The sequence below is a fragment of the Psychrobacillus sp. L4 genome (genome assembly GCF_042944905.1).
In the GTDB taxonomy this organism is placed as follows: Bacteria; Bacillota; Bacilli; order Bacillales_A; family Planococcaceae; genus Psychrobacillus.
Genome location: NZ_CP168496.1, coordinates 2,269,085 through 2,290,204, shown reverse-complemented (window position 1 = coordinate 2,290,204; position 21,120 = coordinate 2,269,085). Strand labels below are relative to the sequence as shown.

The window sequence follows — 21,120 nt, the reverse complement described above, 5'->3', positions numbered from 1 at the left end:
TAAATGGGGTGCGTTATTTTGAAAATCACTTACGAAGAAATTTATTTACATGTACTACCTGCTTTAGAAAGTAAGAAAAGTGAGTTCGAAGTCTATCGATATAAAAAGGTTTCTGAGCAAGATATATGGAATTTTTGTATTACGAAAAAATGGAAAAAGAAAATTGTGCCAGAAATACCCCTTCACCATATTGTGAACGATATACTTTCTATATCTTCAGCAGAGTTTATGACGTTTGAACAAATCGAAAACTCAAAAACATCGAACTGGTTCTCAGAAATCAATCAAGAAGAACTGCAATTATTATTAAATCCCAAAAAAGAAGCTGAATGAGTAATTCGTTATTTGACACTGAGCGCATCGTGTTTCATAATAAATATGTTGCGTTTTTTGTAGTTATAGAAAATATACACATATCTATTTAGTAATTGTTTAGCTCCAGTTGGCATCCAATCGAAGTAAAATACTAGTTTTGAGGTGGTTGAGAAACTTCTTCCTCACAAACTATCATTTATTTGACGATAGGCTTTGACTTCTGAAGCTTCTTAGGAGGAAATATACATATGAAAACTAGAGGACGCATTGTTGCATTTTTGTTACTCATCGTTATTTTTGCTGGGACAATCAGTCCTACTGTTGCAGGTGTCTTAAATAACATTAAACTTGGTTTAGATTTACAAGGTGGATTTGAAGTTCTTTATCAAGTGGAGCCTTTGGCAGGTAAAGAAAGCCAAAAAATTACGGATGACGTAGTAAAAGATACGGCAGCAGCTCTTAGTAACCGTATCGACGCAATAGGGGTAAATGAACCGAGTATTCAAATTGAAGGTGGACACCGTATTCGCGTTCAACTTGCTGGAGTAGAAGATCAAAACTCAGCACGGGAACTTCTTTCAACGGAAGCAAATCTTACTTTCCGTGATTCTGAAGATAAGATTATGCTCGATGGGAATGATTTAAAACAAGGTGGGGCAAAAGCGGCTTTCAATCAACAAGGGCAGCCTATTGTAACACTAAAATTAAAGGATGCTAGCAAATTTGCAGAGGTTACTTCTGATATAGCTGCAAGACCTGCGCCAAATAATGTATTAGTTATCTGGCTAGACTATAAAGATGGAGATTCATACGCGAAGGAAATTCTAAAACCAGATCCTAAATTTACTTCCGCACCAAGAGTATCACAACGAATTAGTTCAGACAGTGTAGAAATTTCAGGTTCCTTTACTGTTGAAGAAACAAAAAGCTTAGCAGGAATATTAAATGCGGGTGCTTTACCTGTTCATTTGGATGAAATATATTCTACATCTGTAGGTGCACAATTTGGTTCACAAGCTTTAAGCAGTACAATATTAGCTGGTATTATAGGGATTTCGGCAGTTTTTATTTTCATGCTCTTCTACTATCGCTTACCAGGTTTAGTGGCTGTTGTTTCATTAGTTGTATACATTTTCTTAATCCTTGTAGTATTTGATTGGATTAATGGCGTGTTAACGCTTCCAGGTATCGCGGCAATCGTGCTGGGTGTAGGGATGGCGGTGGATGCTAATATCCTGACCTATGAGCGAATTAGGGAAGAATTACGAGTTGGTAAATCCGTTAAAAAAGCATTTGATACCGGAGCAAAAGAAGCATTCACAGCTATTTTTGATGCAAATATTACAACACTATTAGCTGCAGCAGTGTTATTCTTCTTTGGTACAAGTTCTGTAAAAGGGTTTGCAACGTTGTTAATTATTAGTATTTTAGTCGTTTTCATAACAGCTGTATGGGCTTCGAGAATACTATTAGGATTACTTGTAAACAGTGGTTATTTTGATAATAAGCCTGGATGGTTTGGTATTCCGAAAAAACGCATACATCCTCCTGAAGAAGAGGTTGATACGTTAGACTTAACTACAAAATTTGATCGATTAGATTTTGTTCATAATCGTAAAATATTCTATAGCTTATCCATTGTTTTAACAGTTGCAGGAATTATTCTATTGAGTACAATTAACTTAAATTTAGGAATTGATTTCTCGAAAGGAACACGGGTAGAACTTCAATCAACAGAATCATTAACGAAAGAGTTTGTAGCGGAAAAGATTGCAAAAATTGGCTTACCTTCTGAAGATATTGTTCTTTCTGGAGATAATAGTAATGTAGCGGTCATTCGTTATAAACAAGACTTTACACAAGCTGAAATAAAGACACTAAAAACGGAAATGACTCAACAGTTTGGCATAGATCCAAATGTTAGTAGCGTATCTCCTACGGTAGGTAAAGAGCTTGCAAAAAATGCCATATACGCACTCCTTATTGCAGCTTTAGGTATCGTAATTTACGTCGCATTCCGTTTTGAATGGAGAATGGGATTTGCTTCAATTGTTTCATTGGTCCATGATGCATTCTTAATGGTATCTATTTTCAGTATTTTACGATTAGAAGTAGATATTACATTCATCGCAGCAGTCTTAACGATTGTCGGTTACTCGATAAATGACACAATCGTCACATTTGACCGTATCCGAGAAAACTTACATCGTAGCAAAAAGATTACAACAGAAGAAGAACTTGCGACAATAGTTAATAAGTCTTTAAGACAAACACTTGGTCGTTCAGTTAATACAGTGTTAACCGTTATTTTAGTAACTATAGCTCTTCTTATATTTGGTGCAGAAGGCATTAGAAACTTCTCAATTGCTTTATTAGTAGGACTAATTGCAGGTACGTATTCTTCTATTTTTATCGCAGCCCAAATATGGTTTGATCTAAAAGTGAAAGAGTTACGTAAAACTGGTGGAATTGAAGTGAAAAAAGAAGAGAAAAAATGGGGTTCTGATGAGCCGGTAGTATAATAGTTAGTTTTCCAATTTGGTTGTCAAATGGATGGAGCAGGGTATATCATGTATATATTCTGTTCCATTTTTTTATGAAAATTAGAAAGAGGTGCTGAAGTGAAATTTCAATGGTCATTATTATTTGGTTTATTATTCGCTCTGATGATTGCATTATTTGCTGTTTATAACGTAGGTGCAGTTCCTGTGGATTATGTATTTGGAACAGCAGAGTGGCCGCTGATCTTGGTCATTTTAGGTTCTGCACTTTTAGGAGCGCTTCTTAGTGGTTCTGTTGCAATATATCGCTCATTTGTTCTTTCGCGTAAAGTAAAACAATTAGAAAAAGAGCTAGTAAAGAAAGGTGCATCTATCGGAGTACTTCAAACTGAATTAGTTGTACAGCAAGAAAATCGTATTAGTAGTGCTGGGGATTCAGTTATTAAAAAAGACGAAAATATGATGATTTAATCAGAAAACCTTTTGGCAAATGTCAAAAGGTTTTTTTTCCATAAAGCTATATCACTTCTTGTAGTATAATAAAGTCTGAGGAAGTGAAAAAATGATTCAATCAAAGAAAAGATGGTCTATTTCGAGACCAGATGATAAACTCGTTTCTACTTTTGAAAAAGAACTATCAATACCTCGAGTATGCGCAAAAGTTTTAGTTTCAAGAGGCTTTCAGACAGTACAGGAAGCAAATAGTTTTTTAAACTTAACGGAAGAAAATATACATAATCCATTTCTACTGAATGGGATGGATCATTTAGTAGAACGTGTCCATAGAGCAATCGATCAACAAGAAAGAATTATGGTATACGGGGACTATGACGCTGACGGTATTACGAGCACTACAGTAATGATGAAAACACTTTTATCATTAGGTGCAGATGTAATTTTTAAAATTCCCAATCGATTTATGGATGGCTACGGACCGAGCGAGCGCTTATTTCAAGAGGCGTTTGACGAAGGGGTTAAACTAATAATTACTGTCGATAATGGTATTTCAGGGCTCAAGCAAATTCAATTTGCAAAAAGTCTCGGGATGGACGTCATAGTCACTGACCATCATGAACCAGGGGAAGAACTTCCGGTAGCAGATATTATTATTCATCCTGGACTTAAGGGAACTACTTACCCATTCCCACATTTAGCTGGAGTAGGTGTGGCATTTAAGGTAGCACATGCACTAACTGGAGAAATTCCGACAGAGTTATTTTATTTAGTTGCTATCGGTACGATTGCGGATTTAGTGTCATTGACCGATGAAAATCGTTATTTTGTTCAAAAAGGTATAAAACAAATGAAACGAGCAAATTCTTTAGCAATAGAAGCACTTGCGAAAGTTAGTGGGGTGGAAATTTCAACCATAAGTGAAGAGTCCATTGGATTTATGTTCGGTCCTCGTATAAATGCGGTTGGAAGATTAGGGGAAGCATCCCCAGGAGTAGAATTATTTTTAACAGACGAACAAACGCATGCATTATCGATTGCTAACATGTTGAATGAGAAGAATAAAGAACGTCAAGCAATTGTTAAACAAATTACAGATGAAGCTGTAGCAATGATTGAGAAAGAGAATACCTTAGATGGACCAAGTGTTATCGTGGTTGGTAAAAATGATTGGAATCCAGGTGTATTAGGTATTGTAGCATCGAAACTTGTAGAAAAGTATTATCGACCGGCAATTGTTTTAGGAATCGATGAAAAAAAACAGATTGCAAAGGGATCTGCTAGAAGTATTGAAGGATTCCATATGTATAAAGAACTTGCGAAAAATGGTGATATAATTCCTCATTTTGGTGGGCATCCCATGGCGGCAGGTATGACATTTCCTCTAGAGAATTTAGAGGAATTTAAAAATAGATTACAAGCTCAAGCGAAAGAATGTTTGACAGATGAACAGTTAATACCTGTTGTTTTAATTGACGTGCCACTTGAAATGCATGAAATTACAACAGAAGCTATTGAATCTTTACAAAAACTGGCTCCATTTGGAATGGGCTTTGCAAAACCGGTCTATTGCATAGAAAAAGTGGAAGTTGCTTCTGTTCGGAAAATTGGTTCCGCGCAAAATCATGTGAAGATGGAGCTTAAACAAGGCTCAAGTGTGTTAGATGCAATTGGTTTTGGAAAGGGTGAATTAGCAGATGAAATTTCACCAACAGCCAAACTTTCGTTTATAGGTGATTTACAGATTAATGAATGGAATGGCCTTAAAAAACCTCAGCTAATGATTCAAGATGTCAAAACAAATGATTGGCAACTATTTGATATTCGGGGAATTCGTCAAGTGAATCGCTGGCTTCCAATGATTTCACGTGAAAAAAATATATTTGTTGCCTTTAATGAAGCAACTATTTCTCATTTCTCCACATTTATTGAAGAGAAAATTTGGCAATATACGGACGTGATCGAGCAGCAAATAAAATCTGACTATGTAACATTACTAGATTTGCCTGCGGATGAAACTTTCTTGAATAAACTACTCGAATACCATGATTGGTCAAGAATATATGCGCATTTTTACGCAGAGGATTCTACTTATTTTGAAGGCATTCCATCTAGAGATCAATTCAAGTGGTATTTTTCTTTTTTAGCGAAACGCAAAACGTTTGCTTTAAAGCAACATATCCAGGAGCTGTCCAAACAAACTGGTTGGAGTCAAAATACAATTAATTTTATGTCAAAGGTGTTTTTTGAACTTAATTTTGTTAGAATAGACAATGGGATGTTGGTATTGAACGATCATCTGGCTAAAACAGATTTATCTGAAGCACCAGCCTATAAACAAAGAGCGAAAAAGATAGAACTTGAACAAAAGCTATTATACGCCCCGTATATGGAGCTGAAACAATGGTTTGAAGAGCGGAAAGCAGTACAAACCGTTCCTGAGGAGGAGCAAGTATGGATTTAAAGCAATTTGTAACAACTGTCGAAGATTGGCCAAAACCGGGTATTAGTTTTAAGGATATTACAACAATTATGGATAACGGAGAAGCATATAAATATGCTACAGACCAAATTGTAGAATATGCGAAAAAAGTAGATGCTGATATTATTGTAGGACCGGAAGCGCGTGGATTCATTATTGGATGTCCGGTTTCGTACGCACTTGGAGTTGGTTTTGCTCCAGTACGAAAAGAAGGCAAGCTTCCTCGTGAAGTCATTCGTGCTGAATATGGTTTAGAATATGGTAAAGATGTTTTGACCATGCATAAAGACGCAGTTAAACCTGGACAAAAAGTATTAATAGTGGATGATTTACTTGCAACAGGTGGCACGATAGAAGCAACGATTAAACTAGTGGAAGAACTTGGTGGAGTTGTAGTAGGTTGCGCTTTTTTAATCGAGTTAACATACCTTGATGGTAGAAACAAATTAGGCGACTACGATATTTGCACTTTAATGCAATACTAAATATCGAACCAGGTGAATGAGAAATGCTCGCATTCAGTCTGTGAATACACCTCCGAACTCATTTATTGATTTCAAACTAGGGTGGACTTTACAAGTCCATCTTTTTTTATATACAATATAGCTTATATACTATTCTAGAAATATAACGAAATCAGGTGATTTAGCATGGCAAAAGATCAAGTGAAGACAGCAGAAGATGTTTTCGATACACTCTCCACGTATATGAATGGAGAGCATGTTGAATTTGTCAAAAAAGCATATAATCTAGCAGAGCATGCTCATCGAGAACAATTTCGTAATTCTGGTGAACCATATATTTTACATCCAATTCAGGTAGCCGGAATTCTTGCTGATCTTCAAATGGATCCAGAAACAGTTGCTGCTGGCTTTTTACATGATGTTGTGGAAGATACAGAATATGCACGGGAAGATATCGTTCGGGAGTTTAATGAAGAAGTTGCACTATTAGTCGAAGGCGTGACAAAACTCGGCAAAATTAAATATATGTCGAAAGAAGAACAGCAAGCAGAAAATCATCGTAAAATGTTTATCGCAATGGCTCAAGATATTCGCATTATATTAATTAAACTTGCGGACCGTTTACATAATATGCGTACATTAAAACATTTACCTGAAGAAAAACAGCGTCGTATTTCGAATGAAACGTTAGAAATATTTGCCCCTCTAGCCCATCGATTAGGGATATCTGCAGTTAAATGGGAGTTAGAAGATACATCCCTTCGTTATTTAAATCCACAACAATATTATCGAATTGTAAATTTTATGAAGAAAAAACGTACAGAACGTGAGTCATACTTAACAAATGTTATGAATGATATTCGGCTTCAACTAGATGAGATGGAAGTTGATGCAGATATATCAGGTAGACCAAAGCATATTTATAGTATTTATCGAAAAATGGTTGTCCAAAATAAACAGTTCAATGAAATTTATGACTTACTAGCTATGCGAATTATCGTGAATAGTATAAAAGATTGTTATGCTGTTTTAGGCGTTATTCATACGCTATGGAAACCCATGCCAGGTCGATTTAAAGACTATATTGCGATGCCAAAACAAAATTTATATCAATCACTTCATACAACTGTAATAGGTCCAAATGGCGACCCGCTAGAAGTGCAAATTCGCACAGAAGAAATGCACAATATAGCAGAATACGGGGTTGCAGCACATTGGGCATATAAAGAAGGAAAGAAAGTAGAAGTAAACAAACAAACGATTGATACAAAACTAACCTGGTTTAGAGAAATTCTTGAATTTCAACAGGAATCATCGAATGCGGAAGAGTTTATGGAATCATTGAAATTTGATTTATTTTCCGATATGGTTTATGTGTTTACTCCTAAAGGTGATGTAATTGAACTTCCTGCTGGTTCTGTTCCAATTGATTTTGCCTATCGTGTTCACTCAGAAGTAGGAAATAAAACAATCGGTGCAAAAGTAAACGGTAAAATGGTTCCGCTTGATACAAAGCTCAAAACAGGAGACATTATAGAAGTATTAACTTCTAAACAATCATTTGGTCCAAGTCGTGACTGGGTCAAAATTGCTCAATCCTCTCAAGCGAAAAATAAAATTAAACAGTTCTTTAAAAAACAACTTCGTGACGAAAATGTGATAAAAGGTAAAGAACAAGTTGAAAAAGAAATTAAAGCACAAGAGTTTGAATTGAAAGAAGTATTGACTCCTGAAAATATTAAAAGAGTTTGCGAAAAATATGCATTTGCAGGGGAAGAGGATTTATACGCTGCAGTAGGTTTTAATGGAATTACAGCCCAACAAGTAGTAAATCGCTTAGCTGAGAAAATGCGTAAAAAACGTGATCAAGAAGAAGCTTTAGAAAAAATTACCACTGAAATGAAAACTCCCGTTGTTACAAAGTCAACTGAGTCTGGCGTTATTGTAAAAGGGATAGAAAATTTACTTATTCGTCTTTCCAGATGTTGCAGTCCAGTACCGGGGGATGAAATAGTTGGTTTTATCACGAAAGGCAGAGGTGTATCGGTACATCGTGCGGATTGTCCGAATGTACAAACTGATGAGTCCCACTCACGAATTATTGAAGTGGAATGGGAGCAGAACGACACATCCGTGAAAAAAGATTATCAAGTGGATATTGAGGTATCTGCATTTGACCGACCTGGATTATTAAATGAAGTGTTACAAGTTGTAAATGAATCGAAGACACATATTGCAGCTGTTACTGGAAAATCAGAAAACGATATAGCAACTATTCATTTGACTATTAAGATTACGAATATTGCTCATTTGCATAAAGTTGCCGATCGTATAAAGCAATTGCCAGATGTATATTCGGTTCAACGAATTATTAATTAAAGGAGTAATTATCACATGAAGGTTCTACTTCAACGATGCAAAAATGCTTCTGTAACAGTAGATGGTAAAGTAACTGGTTCCATCGACCACGGGTATTTATTATTAGTCGGTATTACCGCAACAGATACCGAAAAAGAAATAAGCTATTTAGTGGATAAAATTACTGGGTTACGTCTATTTGAAGATTCAGATGGTAAGATGAATCACTCCATTACCGAAAATGGCGGTTCCATTCTTTCCGTTTCTCAATTTACATTATATGCAGATACACGTAAAGGTAGGAGACCAAGCTTCATTGATGCAGCACGTCCAGAGGTTGCAAAGCCATTATGGGAACTTTTTAATCATCAGTTACGGGCAAAAGGTTTTGTTGTAGAGACGGGTGTCTTTGGTGCTATGATGGATGTTACTTTTACAAATGATGGACCTGTGACAATCATGTTAGAAGCCTAAAAGAAGTGCAAGTGCCCTTTAAGTGTACCTTGTCTATACTTTGCACTGAGTGCTATGGATGAAACATTGGCTACACTATTACCGAAGACTTTTATAGAGGATCTGGAAGTGACTGCGTCACTTCCAGATCCTCTTTTTTTCGCTAATCTTGTGGCGGATGTTTGTTCGTCGCCCTCTTGGAATATGTAGAGACAAGGTGCGTAAGGTTTGGTTAATGAGAGATTAGATATCTTCCTATTCTTTTAATAGCGGACGAAGATACAATTTCGTCCGCTTAGCACTACTTTATGAATAATTACTATCTATTTTTTTTAGGTTCCACCAACTTAAATAATATTCACCCTGAATCATATAAACTTTGAATGTTAAAGGGAATGCCCTGTTATTACTTGATTCCTAACATTCTAGCTTCATATACTTTCTAATATAAAAGACTGTAGGCAAACTCAGTTTTTATCGAGTTTGTCCACAGTCTGATCTATAACGACCTTTTTGGGACATCACAGCTTATTTTATTTGTGCATCAAAATAATTTATAACTCCGTTGTATATTCCAAGAGTTGCCTGTTCTCTAAATTGTGCGGTAGTCAATTGACGTTCCTCAGATGGATTACTTAAATAACCTAACTCTATTAATATTGCTTTTTGTTTATTTTCACGAAGAACTAAATAGTTTCCTTGTTGTACTCCGCGATTATTCAGTGAAACCATGTTACCAAGCTCTTTATGCACATAAGAAGCAAGCTCTTTCTGATAATCGTGCATGTAATAGGTCGTAAAACCATGAACGGAACTGTTTTCGATTGCATCATAATGAAGACTAATAAAAGCATCAGCTGCGGCCTGGTGAGCAATAGAAACGCGTTTACGAAGATCCACGTATACATCTGACTCTCTAGTCATCATGACATTTGCACCTGCTGCCTGCAATTTAGAAGCCAATAACTCGGCAGTCAAAAGGGTGATATCTTTCTCATCTGTGCCCAAAGCTCCAGTTGTACCACGGTCATTTCCTCCATGACCAGCATCAATAACTAGTGTCAGTCCTTTTAACGTACCCTTTTCGCGCTTTGCCAATGGCTCTTTAGTAGAAGTTGGTAAAGCATCACTTGAAGATACAACCCAACTAGCTACATAAGCAATCATATTATTTGTCAGTTCGATTTTATACCAATCATCTATTTTTTCTAAAACGGTAAATGTTTCACCAGCATCTACGCGAGCAACTACATCGCTACTTGTGGTACTTTGAGATCGTAAATTAGTGCTGTTATATAGAATTTTAATTGTTTCATTTGAAGTAGTTGGGCTTGCATTAGATGTTTTTGGCTGTTCGGTGTAGTTGCCATAGAAACTATAAACCCATCCCTTTTTTCCATTTTTTAATTGGATTTTAACCCAATTATGGTCTTTTTCAAGTATTGGAAATGACTGGTCTTTTAATATTTGTCCAATACTTTTGGAAGAAAGATCTGCTTTTGAACGAACATTTAACACATTAACGGAAACGATAAAAAGTTCTACATTGGAAGAGTTTTCTGCTTTAGGCTCTTCCTTTATTACTTGGTCAACAATCGTAACATACTCGCTATGTACCCATCCTTTTTGATCGTTGAATTGTATTTCAATCCATTCCCCTTCTGTTTTAAAGGCTGAAATTTGGCTACCTTCTTGTAATTGACCAATTATTGCTGAAGATAAAGAAGGTTCCGATCGCACATTTAATTTGTTTACTTTGGAAACAACCTGTTTATTGGTCATTTCAATTGATTCGGACTTCGTGTACCAGCTAGCAACCCATCCCATAGAGTTTCCAAATTTAATATGAAGCCAGTCACTTTCTTTTCCAATTACAGTGAGTTTGTCATTTTGTCCGACAGTACCGATAATATCGTATGTAAGACCAGGACCAGAACGAACTTTAAGGGAAGAAACATTTACGGTCACTTCATTTTCTTGTGCATACACGTGAATGATGGGGATAATTAGTGCAATAGTAAGAATGAAAATGGTCATTTTTTGCATTAGTTTGTCGATCATTGAATCCCTCCTAATCCTATTGTAAATATTCTGTCATGAAATTTCTACCTTTTATTGAAAAGGGTTGACTTATTTCAATCCTGTCATTAAGATAAAGTATAATTAAAAATCTAAATCAAGCCGATGACCGAAAAAGTAACTGTTTTCAACGGATGAAAAGAGAAGGAAAGACGTGGCTGAAATCTTTCCTACATACGCACTCAGTGAACAACATTCGAGAGGTTTTTTGTCGAAAGAGATATTCTTTAGTAGGCAGAAACGGTACTGGTCGTTATCCAGAAAAGAGAGGGTCAATTATTTTTGGCCAACTAGGGTGGAACCGCGGAAGCTAATACAAGCTCTCGTCCCTTGCTATTTAGCAAGGGATGAGGGCTTTTTTATATGTAAAAGAAAGGGGCAATTGCCATGGACATTAAGGTACCTAGAGGAACACAAGACATTTTGCCATCAGAAACAGGCAAATGGCAAGTAGTGGAAGAGTTAATACGTGAAACATGTAGTCTGTATCAATACAAAGAAATACGGACTCCGATTTTTGAACATACCGAATTATTTACAAGAAGTGTAGGAGATACTACTGATATTGTGCAGAAAGAAATGTATACATTTCAAGATAGAGGTGATCGTTCCTTAACGTTAAGACCTGAAGGTACAGCTTCAGCAGTACGTGCATTTGTGGAACATAAAATGTTTGGTTACCCGGATCAACCGGTAAAATTATATTATATGGGACCGATGTTCCGTTATGAGAGACAGCAAGCGGGAAGATATAGACAATTTGTTCAGTTTGGTATTGAAGCCATTGGTAGTGCGGATCCGGCAATTGACGCGGAAGTAATTTCTCTCGCAATGGCTGTTTATCAAAAAGCTGGACTCAAAAAACTAAAACTGGTTATCAATTCGCTAGGGGATACAGAGAGCCGAATTGCACACAAAGAAGCGTTAGTTAATCACTTTGAGCCGCATATAGAAAATTTTTGTTCCGATTGTCAAAATAGATTACAAAAAAATCCTCTTCGCATTTTGGACTGTAAAGTGGATCGCAACAATTCATTAATGGCAACTGCTCCTTCTTTAGCCGATTATTTAAATGAAGAGTCAGCAGCTTACTTTGAAAAAGTAAAAGAGTATTTGTCCATTTTGAACATTCCATTTGAAGTAGACCCTAATTTAGTTAGAGGGCTTGACTATTATAATCACACAGCATTTGAAATTATGAGTGCTGCAGAAGGTTTTGGTGCTATTACAACACTTGCTGGGGGGGGACGCTACAACGGGCTTGTAGAAGAGCTTGGTGGACCAGATTCACCTGGTATTGGATTTGCAATGAGTATTGAAAGACTTCTGCTTGCAGTACAGGCGGAAAATAATGAATGGGCAGATCTTTCTAATCTAGATGTATATTTAATCGGTATGGGTGAGGCTGCAAAGAAAAAAACAGTCGAGCTTACAAGCGTATTTCGACAAAATAATATTACAGCAGAAATGGATTATTTAGATCGAAAAATTAAAACACAAATGAAATCTGCCGATCGCTTAAAAGCCAAATTTGTGCTTGTTATTGGTGACGATGAAATAGAAAAAGAAAGTGCAATGCTTAAAAATTTATCGAATGGCGAGCAACAGCTCGTACCGTGGAGTAAATTGGTAGAACAATTGAAAAATAGCATTTTAGCTTGAGTGGAGGAAGATTATAATGAAAAGAACACATACTAGTGGCGAATTAAACGAGCATCTTATTGGAGAAACGGTCCAATTAATCGGTTGGGTACAAAAACGAAGAGATTTAGGTGGGCTAATATTCGTAGATGTTAGAGATCGCTCAGGTCTTGTGCAAGTAGTTTTTAACCCGGAGATTTCGGAACCTGCTATTCAAATCGCAGAAAAACTTCGTAATGAATTTATCATCGAAGTACATGGGACTGTAATTGCACGTGCTGCAAATCAAGTAAACCCAAATATGCCTTCTGGTTCCATAGAAGTTCATGCAACAGAAGTAATTATTATTAATGAAGCAAAAACTCCTCCATTTGCAATTGAAAATCAAACAGATGCGGGAGAAGATATTCGCTTAAAATATCGTTACTTAGATTTAAGAAGACCAGTTATGTATGATACTTTTAAGATGCGATCAGATATTACGAAAACGGTAAGACGTTTCTTAGATGATGAAGGGTTCTTGGAGGTAGAAACACCTATTTTAACAAAATCGACTCCAGAAGGAGCACGTGACTATTTAGTTCCTAGTCGCGTGCACGGAGGAGAATTTTATGCATTACCCCAGTCTCCTCAATTATTCAAACAAATGCTAATGGTATCAGGATTCGAAAAGTATTACCAAATTGCACGATGCTTCCGCGATGAAGATTTACGCGCAGACCGTCAGCCAGAATTCACACAAATCGATATGGAAATGAGTTTTCTATCGATGGATGATATTCTCGAGATGAATGAACGCATGATGAAAAAGATTATGATGGATGTAAAAGGTGTAGATGTGACGATTCCTTTCAATCGGATGAACTATGATGAAGCAATGGATCGATTCGGTTCTGATAAACCAGATGTTCGTTTCGGATTAGAATTAGTTGACCTATCTGAAATCGTGAAAGAAAGTCCGTTTAAAGTATTTGCTTCTGCAGTTGAAAATGGAGGACAAGTAAAAGCAATCAATGTAAAAGGTGCAGCTGATAACTATTCCCGAAAAGATATCGATGCTCTTGGTGAATTTGCAGGTGTATACGGGGCAAAAGGTCTTGCATGGTTAAAAGTCGACGAAGAGGGTCTTAAAGGACCTATCGCTAAGTTTTTCGAAGGAGAAGCTGCTACGGGCTTAATCGGAAAATTGGAAGCATCTGCCGGAGATTTACTATTGTTTGTAGCGGACAAAAAATCTGTAGTAGCAGATGCATTAGGTGCGCTTCGATTAAAACTTGGGAAAGAGCTGGGCTTAATTGATGAAAGCCGCTTTGAATTTTTATGGGTTGTCAATTGGCCATTATTTGAATACGACGAAAAAGAAGGACGTTATTATGCGGCTCATCATCCATTTACGCGACCATTTGATGAGGACCTTACGTTAATGGACACAGATCCAAGTAAAGTACGTGCTCAAGCTTATGACCTAGTTTTGAATGGTTACGAGCTTGGTGGGGGTTCACTTCGTATTTATTCAAGAAATGTCCAAGAAAAAATGTTTGAGATTCTAGGTTTCTCGGATGCAGAGGCTAAAGCGCAGTTTGGATTCTTAATGGAGGCATTTGAATATGGAACACCACCACACGGCGGTGTAGCATTTGGTTTAGATCGTTTAGTAATGCTTCTTTCTGGAAGTACAAACTTACGCGATACAATTGCTTTCCCTAAGACTGCAAGTGCAAGTTGCTTGTTAACACAAGCACCTAGTCCAGTAGCTACAGCCCAACTTAAGGAATTAAGTCTAAATGTTTTTGTTCAGAATAGTTAAATAATAACGCAATGTAATTATTGATGTTTCAAAAAACATGTGCTATTATACAAGTAATATGAATCCTGATGTGTTCGCAGCATGCCAATCAGTTTTGACCGAACAATTAAATCGTTGGGAGTCTAACTTTTATTATGTATGACATGCCCTTCAACGGGACGCCAGAAATAGTAAAGAGGACACCCACCTGCTACTTGCGGGTTCAAAACGATACGCTCTATTTGTCGGCACGATTGGGATTCGTCCTAATTCAATTTTAATCCCTCTAGCAAGAAATGCTGGGGGGTTTTTCATGGCAATAGAAATAAATACTTTTCTACATAATGATTTTCATTTAAAGTGTCCTCAAAAGAGAAGCATACTTTGCATGGCTTAGCGAGACTTTTTCACGGTTTTTTTAAATATTAATCCGACTAATCTGATATAAATGGAGTGTTTTGTAATGGTACATCAATTTTCAAGAAATGAACTTGCAGTTGGGACAGAAGGAATCAATTTATTGAAAAATACGACGGTTGCTATTTTAGGTGTTGGAGGAGTAGGGTCATTTGCTGCAGAAGCTTGTGCAAGAAGCGGCGTCGGACGGATAATACTAGTAGATAAAGACAATGTAGATATTACCAATATTAATCGTCAATTAGTTGCTTACCTTTCTACTATTGGTCGTTCGAAATCGGAAGTGATGAAAGAACGTATTGCAGATATTAATCCCGAATGTGAAGTAATTGATATGCATATGTTTTATACGGATGAAACGTATGAACAGTTTTTTGCGATGAATATTGATTATGTAATTGATGCTTCGGATACAATTATCTATAAGATTCACTTGATGAAAGAATGTTTAGCGCGAGGGATTAAAATAATCTCCAGTATGGGTGCAGCAAATAAAACGGACCCAACTCGTTTCAAAATAGTGGATATATCTAAAACACATACGGATCCAATTGCAAAAATCATTCGAACAAAACTACGCAAAGAAGATCATATTACAAAAGGAATTCCTGTTGTATTTTCAGATGAAAGCCCTATAATTGTTCGCGAAGATGTAGTTGAGACAGTAGGGAAACCAGATGCAGCAATTCGCAAAGCAAAAATGCCGCCATCTTCGAATGCATTCGTTCCATCTTCCGTAGGCTTAATCTGCGCAAGTTGGGTAATAAATGACATAACAAAATCAATTCCTATTAATCGTGTGCAATAATTAGTTGAAATATTTTCCTTATAGCTTATACTATAATTAATGCAATTACAATAGTGACCAACTGAGGAGGGGATAAAAATGACTGAAACAAACAACCAAGATGCTCCGAAAAAGAAAATGACCTTACAAGAAGCGGTAAAACAAAGACTAGAAGAAAAGAAAAATCAAGCTTCTGGTGGTAAATCAACAGGTAACGGTCCTGTAGCTAATCAAAAAGCAAAGAGCCAACAGACAAAGAAAGTAAGTAATACTAGAAGGAAAATGGGTGTTTAACCTATCCATTTGATTAGGTTTCAGATAAAAATCCAGCTAAAGATTTTTTAGCTGGATTTTTATTGTTTTGGAATCTACAAATATTCCCCGGGTAATAGTGATGCCAATGTTTCGTCCAAAGTACTCTGGAAATAGAGAAGACAAGATGCACTTATAGTGCGCTTGCGTCTTTCTTTTTCATTATTTCTCCGTTTTAAACTTCTCCAAACGACTATAAATGGCTGCGAGACGTTTTTCTTCGCCAGCTTCTATTGGTTTATAAAACTTTGTCCCAACTAAATTATCTGGAAGATAGGTTTGATTGACCCAGCCACCAAAAGTGCCGATTTTATGATTATGCGGATAAATGTATCCTCCGTGCCCAAGGTCTTTTGCTCCAGCGTAATGCGTATCTTTTAAATGGCTCGGGATGTCGCCTGTTTTTCCTTGATGAATACTTGTAATCGCTGCATCTAAAGCAGCATATGCAGAGTTTGATTTCTCCGATAAACACATTAACACTACCGCGTTCGCGAGTGGTATACGTGCTTCTGGTAGCCCTAGTCTTTCAGCGGCTTGAATGGCAGCTAGAACTTGTGGTCCAACAGTAGGGTTCGCAAGCCCAATATCTTCATAACTCATGACGAGCAACCTTCTCGAAACAGCGACTAAATCTCCGTTCTCTAGTAAATGTGCTAAGTAATAAAGGGCGGCATCTGTATCACTTCCGCGGACCGATTTTTGAAGTGCAGATAAAAGATTATAAAAATGAGATCCTTTTTTATCTCCAAACACGCCGACTCTATCTACTAGACTATTCAAAATAGAATCTTCTACTTTTGTCACACCATTTTCTTCAAAGCTTGCGAATATCGTGGATTCTAATAGTGTTAAGGCTTTTCTTGCATCCCCATTTGCTGCTTCTGCTATTTTCTTTCTTTGTTCGATCGTTAGGTCAATTTGCATTTTTCCAAGCCCTTTAACCTTATCCTCCAATGCTCTTTCAAGAAGCATATCCACATCTTCCGTTGTTAGTCGTTTTAGTTGTTTTATTTCTCCGCAACGGGATCGTATTGCTGGATTTACATCATGAAAAGGATTTTCAGTTGTAGCACCGATTAGTATAATGGAGCCGTTTTCGACATGAGGTAAAAGTGTATCTTGTTGCAGCTTGTTGAAACGATGGATTTCATCTAAAAACAAAATGACTCTCCCGGTTAATCTTGCATCTGCCACAACATCTTCCACATCTTTTTTACCGGCTTTTGTAGCATTAAGAGCAACAAAAGGGAGTTTAGTCGTGCCTGCGATTGCAAAAGCAAGTGAAGTTTTACCAACACCAGGATCGCCGTATAAAAGCATAGAAGGAACGTGCCCGTTTTTTATCATTTTATATAAAGCCGTATCTTGGCCAATGACATGTTGCTGTCCTGCTAATTCATCTATTGTTTCGGGTCTCATTCGATATGCTAATGGTTCATTGCTCAAAATGATCTCTCCTTGTTCAAACGTTTGTTCTTTAATTATATCGAAGATTGGTTAAAAAGTCATTTTGGAGTCGTTCTATCATGTAATTATGCTATACTAGGGAAAGAATTTTTTATGTTTGGTGAAATACCCGGACCCGAATACGCCAAGGCGATTTAGATATCTAATGAGGTGGAATATATTGAAGTTTTCAACAAAAGGACGGTATGGTTTAACGATAATGATAGCATTAGGCAAACAGTGTGGAGAAGGACCACTTGCACTTCGTCAAATTGCAGCAGACCATAATTTATCGGAAGCATATTTAGAACAAATTGTCTCACCTTTACGTAATGCGGGACTTGTTAAAAGTGTTAGAGGTGCGTACGGTGGGTATATGCTTTCAAGGGAACCAAATGAAATCACGGCAGGTGACGTTATTCGTGTACTTGAAGGTCCCATTCAGATAGTAGAAGGAATTGAAGAGGAAGAGTTGCCACAACGCGAATTATGGATGCGTATCCGAGATGCAGTAAAAAATGTGTTGGATACAACAACTATTGAGGATTTAGCGCAACATACAGATGAAGATTCAGCTAACGCTGGATATATGTTTTATATTTAAGGAGCAGTTTGAAATGACTAGAATATATTTAGATCATGCAGCTACAACCCCTATAGCGGAAGAAGTCATCAAAACATTTACGGTAGAAATGAATAAAGAATTTGGCAATGCCTCAAGTATCCACCAAACTGGAAGAAGTGCACGAAAAAAATTGGATGATTCAAGAAATACCCTTGCTACAAGTATTGGTGCCCATGAAACAGAAATTATCATTACAAGCGGTGGGACGGAAGCCGATAATTATGCTATTTTCGGCACAGCTTATGCGCGTAGAATTGAAGGAAAGCATATTATTACGACACAAATTGAGCATCATGCAGTACTTCATGCTTGTGAACAACTAGAACGCGAAGGATTTGAAGTCACTTATCTACCTGTAAATAAAGAAGGAATAATCGATGTTTGTGAATTGAAAAATGCACTTCGAGAAGATACTATTTTAGTTTCAGTCATGTATGGAAACAATGAAGTTGGGTCTATTCAACCGATACATGAAATCGGTGAGTTATTAAAAGACCATCCTGCCTATTTTCATACAGATGCGGTACAAGCGTATGGCGGGATTGCTTTAAATGTAAACGATTTACAAGTTGATTTGCTTAGTGTTTCTAGTCATAAGATTAATGGACCAAAGGGAATCGGCTTTTTATATCAACGAAAAGCAATTCATTTGAAACCATTATTATATGGTGGGAAGCAAGAAAGACAGAAACGTGCTGGAACAGAAAATGTACCGGCAGTAATTGGATTTGCAAAAGCTGTTGAGTTAAAACAACAAAGTTTAGAAGCAACGATTAATTCTTACAAAGAATTGAAAAATGCTTTTCTACACCAGCTGGAAAGTAAAGGTGTAGAGTTCACCATCAATGGTTCACTGAAAAATGTTCTGCCCCATGTTATAAACCTTAGCATTCCAAAAACAGATGTCGAGACATTTTTAATCCAACTGGATTTAGCGGGAATTGATGCTTCCAGTGGTTCAGCATGCTCGGCTGGTTCTATTGATCCATCCCACGTCTTAGTTGCTATGTTTGGTGAAAATACACCGGAGCTCCGAAATTCGGTTCGATTTAGTTTTGGTATAAATAACACAGTGGAGCAGGTAAGAGAAGCTGCAAATAAAATAAGTAAAATTATTCTAGGTTCTTAACGAATAATTGAAATGAGTGAGTAAATTGAAAAAAATAGAAGATACAAGAGTAGTAGTAGGAATGTCTGGTGGCGTGGATTCGTCCGTCGCTGCTTACCTATTAAAAGAACAAGGGTACGATGTCATCGGCATCTTTATGAAAAACTGGGATGATACAGATGAATTTGGCGTATGTACAGCTACAGAAGATTACGAAGATGTTATTAAAGTATGCAATCAAATCGGGATTCCGTATTATGCAGTAAATTTTGAAAAACAATATTGGGATAAAGTGTTCACCTATTTCTTGGAAGAATATAAAGCAGGAAGAACACCAAACCCAGATGTAATGTGTAATAAAGAAATTAAATTTAAAGCATTTTTAGAGCATGCATTAGCACTTGGAGCTGACTATTTAGCCACTGGCCATTACGCACAAGTGGAAGTAAGAGAAGGTCAAACAAGAATGCTACGCGGGAAAGACAACAATAAAGACCAAACCTATTTTTTAAACCAGCTAAACCAAGAGCAATTAGAAAAAGTGATGTTTCCAATTGGTCATTTGGAAAAGAAAAAGGTACGAGAAATTGCACTTGAACAAGGACTGGCAACTGCAACAAAAAAAGATTCCACTGGAATTTGTTTCATCGGTGAAAGAAACTTCAAAACATTTTTGGGTCAATATTTACCTGCGCAACAAGGCGAGATGGAAACAATGGATGGAAAACCAATGGGCAAACATGATGGACTAATGTATTACACAATTGGACAACGTCATGGGTTAGGAATTGGTGGTTCCGGTGATCCGTGGTTTGTTATTGGAAAAGATTTAGCAAGAAATGTTTTATTAGTTGGGCAAAACATTAATAATGATGCACTTTTTTCCACGAGTTTAACTGCGACTAATTTATCTTTTACAACTACATTTGACAAGCAAAAAAACTTTGATTGTACAGCTAAATTCAGATACCGACAAGAAGATGTCGGAGTTCAAGTGGAAATACTATCGGATAGTGAAGTGTCTGTTATTTTTGAAAAAGCCGTTCGAGCGATCACTCCTGGACAAGCAGTTGTTTTCTATCAAGGGGACGAATGTATAGGTGGAGCAACGATTGACAAAGTATTCAAAGATGGATTGCAACTGGATTACGTTGGCTAATTGGAGGAAGTATATGAATTACAATGAATTAGGAATACAGGCTATTCAAGAAGAAAACTATGAAAAAGCCGTTGAATTATTTACAAAAGCTATCGAAGAAAATCCGGAAGAGGCAATTGGATATATAAATTTCGGTAATTTGCTTGCATCTATGAATGAAAATGAACGAGCGGAAAGATTCTTTCAAAAAGCAATGACACTAGATGAACATGCAGCTACAGCATACTATAGTCTAGCAAATTTGTATTATGATGCAGAACGTTATGAGGAAGCTGCAAAACTGTATGAAAAAGCTATTTCAAATGGAATTGAAGGTCCAGATGCCTATTTCATGTTAGGCAAAAGCTTTGAAAAAACAGGTCAAACAAAGTTATCGCTTCCTTATTTACAACGAGCATATGAACTAGACTCGAATGATAGTCAAATTAAGCTAACCTATGCAATAGCATTAGCAAGCTTTGAAATGTTTAAAGAAGCAGAACCAATTTTAAAGGAAATATTAGAAACCGAAGCTGAAAATGCGGATGCACACTATAATTTAGGTGTTTTATATGCTGTGTCTACTCCTAATACGGAAGCGGCACTTTATCATTTAAAACAAGCATTTACAATTCAACCAACTTATGATCAAGCACGCTATGTGCACGATATGATCTCTCTTCGTAATTAACTTTATTCAGCAGAGACATTTGCTGAATGAAGTTAAAGCCCCTGGCGGATGGCACAGATTT

At 36.8% G+C, this 21,120-nt stretch carries 17 protein-coding genes, 1 other RNA gene and 1 other annotated feature; of the genes, 16 read left to right on the top strand and 2 right to left on the bottom strand.

Annotated features, from left to right (window positions below; translation table 11 throughout):
* Positions 1–18 precede the first annotated feature (18 nt).
* The 7 genes from ACEPXG_RS11045 (at position 19) to dtd (ending at position 9,047) form a co-directional block, all read left to right on the top strand.
* The gene (locus ACEPXG_RS11045; RefSeq protein WP_391202114.1) at positions 19–333 is read left to right on the top strand and encodes a post-transcriptional regulator; all 315 of its coding nucleotides are present in this window, start codon (positions 19–21) and stop codon (positions 331–333) included.
* 230 nt (positions 334–563) lie between these two features.
* Positions 564–2,837, top strand: a complete 2,274-nt coding sequence (secDF, locus tag ACEPXG_RS11040; protein WP_391202111.1) for a protein translocase subunit SecDF — start codon at positions 564–566, stop codon at positions 2,835–2,837.
* A 99-nt stretch (positions 2,838–2,936) separates the two neighbouring features.
* Positions 2,937–3,287 (top strand): lipopolysaccharide assembly LapA domain-containing protein, encoded by a 351-nt coding sequence (locus tag ACEPXG_RS11035; protein ID WP_391202108.1) that lies wholly within the window; start codon positions 2,937–2,939, stop codon positions 3,285–3,287.
* Between the two features lie 91 nt (positions 3,288–3,378).
* Positions 3,379–5,733 carry a single-stranded-DNA-specific exonuclease RecJ gene (gene recJ, locus ACEPXG_RS11030; protein WP_391202105.1) on the top strand — a complete coding sequence of 785 codons (2,355 nt, stop codon included), beginning with the start codon at positions 3,379–3,381 and terminating at the stop codon, positions 5,731–5,733.
* Positions 5,724–6,236 (top strand): adenine phosphoribosyltransferase, encoded by a 513-nt coding sequence (locus ACEPXG_RS11025; protein WP_391202102.1) that lies wholly within the window; start codon positions 5,724–5,726, stop codon positions 6,234–6,236. The genes recJ and ACEPXG_RS11025 overlap by 10 nt, the downstream gene beginning before the upstream one ends.
* A gap of 165 nt (positions 6,237–6,401) precedes the next feature.
* A complete protein-coding gene (locus ACEPXG_RS11020; protein WP_391202099.1) occupies positions 6,402–8,594 on the top strand; it encodes a RelA/SpoT family protein in 2,193 nt (730 codons plus the stop codon).
* 15 nt (positions 8,595–8,609) lie between these two features.
* On the top strand, positions 8,610–9,047 hold the full coding sequence (gene dtd / locus ACEPXG_RS11015) for a D-aminoacyl-tRNA deacylase (protein WP_391202096.1): 438 nt from the start codon (positions 8,610–8,612) through the stop codon (positions 9,045–9,047).
* Positions 9,048–9,554: 507 nt separating this feature from the next.
* Here the strand turns inward: dtd and ACEPXG_RS11010 are convergent.
* Positions 9,555–11,087, bottom strand: a complete 1,533-nt coding sequence (locus ACEPXG_RS11010; protein ID WP_391202093.1) for an SH3 domain-containing protein — start codon at positions 11,085–11,087, stop codon at positions 9,555–9,557.
* A gap of 114 nt (positions 11,088–11,201) precedes the next feature.
* Positions 11,202–11,439 (top strand) — a binding site (T-box leader).
* A 53-nt stretch (positions 11,440–11,492) separates the two neighbouring features.
* Here ACEPXG_RS11010 and hisS point away from each other — a divergent pair.
* From hisS to ACEPXG_RS10985, 5 genes are all read left to right on the top strand, one after another.
* Positions 11,493–12,767 (top strand): histidine--tRNA ligase, encoded by a 1,275-nt coding sequence (gene hisS / locus ACEPXG_RS11005; RefSeq protein WP_391202091.1) that lies wholly within the window; start codon positions 11,493–11,495, stop codon positions 12,765–12,767.
* Positions 12,768–12,783: 16 nt separating this feature from the next.
* The gene (aspS, locus tag ACEPXG_RS11000) at positions 12,784–14,553 is read left to right on the top strand and encodes an aspartate--tRNA ligase (protein ID WP_391202088.1); all 1,770 of its coding nucleotides are present in this window, start codon (positions 12,784–12,786) and stop codon (positions 14,551–14,553) included.
* Between the two features lie 59 nt (positions 14,554–14,612).
* Positions 14,613–14,797, top strand: a non-coding RNA gene (gene ssrS, locus ACEPXG_RS10995) — 6S RNA.
* 198 nt (positions 14,798–14,995) lie between these two features.
* Entirely contained in the window at positions 14,996–15,757 is a 762-nt protein-coding gene (locus ACEPXG_RS10990; RefSeq protein ID WP_391202085.1) for a ThiF family adenylyltransferase, read from the top strand.
* 78 nt (positions 15,758–15,835) lie between these two features.
* Complete coding sequence (locus ACEPXG_RS10985) at positions 15,836–16,030, top strand: hypothetical protein (protein ID WP_391202083.1); 195 nt, start codon at positions 15,836–15,838, stop codon at positions 16,028–16,030.
* 180 nt (positions 16,031–16,210) lie between these two features.
* Here ACEPXG_RS10985 and ACEPXG_RS10980 read toward each other — a convergent pair whose 3' ends face one another.
* On the bottom strand, positions 16,211–17,497 hold the full coding sequence (locus ACEPXG_RS10980) for a replication-associated recombination protein A (RefSeq protein ID WP_391202080.1): 1,287 nt from the start codon (positions 17,495–17,497) through the stop codon (positions 16,211–16,213).
* A gap of 181 nt (positions 17,498–17,678) precedes the next feature.
* Between ACEPXG_RS10980 and cymR the strand changes: the two genes are divergently transcribed.
* The 4 genes from cymR (at position 17,679) to ACEPXG_RS10960 (ending at position 21,059) form a co-directional block, all read left to right on the top strand.
* Entirely contained in the window at positions 17,679–18,101 is a 423-nt protein-coding gene (gene cymR, locus ACEPXG_RS10975) for a cysteine metabolism transcriptional regulator CymR (protein ID WP_391202077.1), read from the top strand.
* 13 nt (positions 18,102–18,114) lie between these two features.
* Positions 18,115–19,251, top strand: coding sequence for a cysteine desulfurase family protein (locus ACEPXG_RS10970; RefSeq protein WP_391202073.1), 1,137 nt, complete (start codon positions 18,115–18,117; stop codon positions 19,249–19,251).
* Between the two features lie 61 nt (positions 19,252–19,312).
* The gene (mnmA, locus tag ACEPXG_RS10965; RefSeq protein ID WP_391209884.1) at positions 19,313–20,389 is read left to right on the top strand and encodes a tRNA 2-thiouridine(34) synthase MnmA; all 1,077 of its coding nucleotides are present in this window, start codon (positions 19,313–19,315) and stop codon (positions 20,387–20,389) included.
* Between the two features lie 13 nt (positions 20,390–20,402).
* Positions 20,403–21,059, top strand: a complete 657-nt coding sequence (locus ACEPXG_RS10960) for a tetratricopeptide repeat protein (RefSeq protein WP_391202070.1) — start codon at positions 20,403–20,405, stop codon at positions 21,057–21,059.
* The last annotated feature ends 61 nt before the right edge of the window (positions 21,060–21,120 follow it).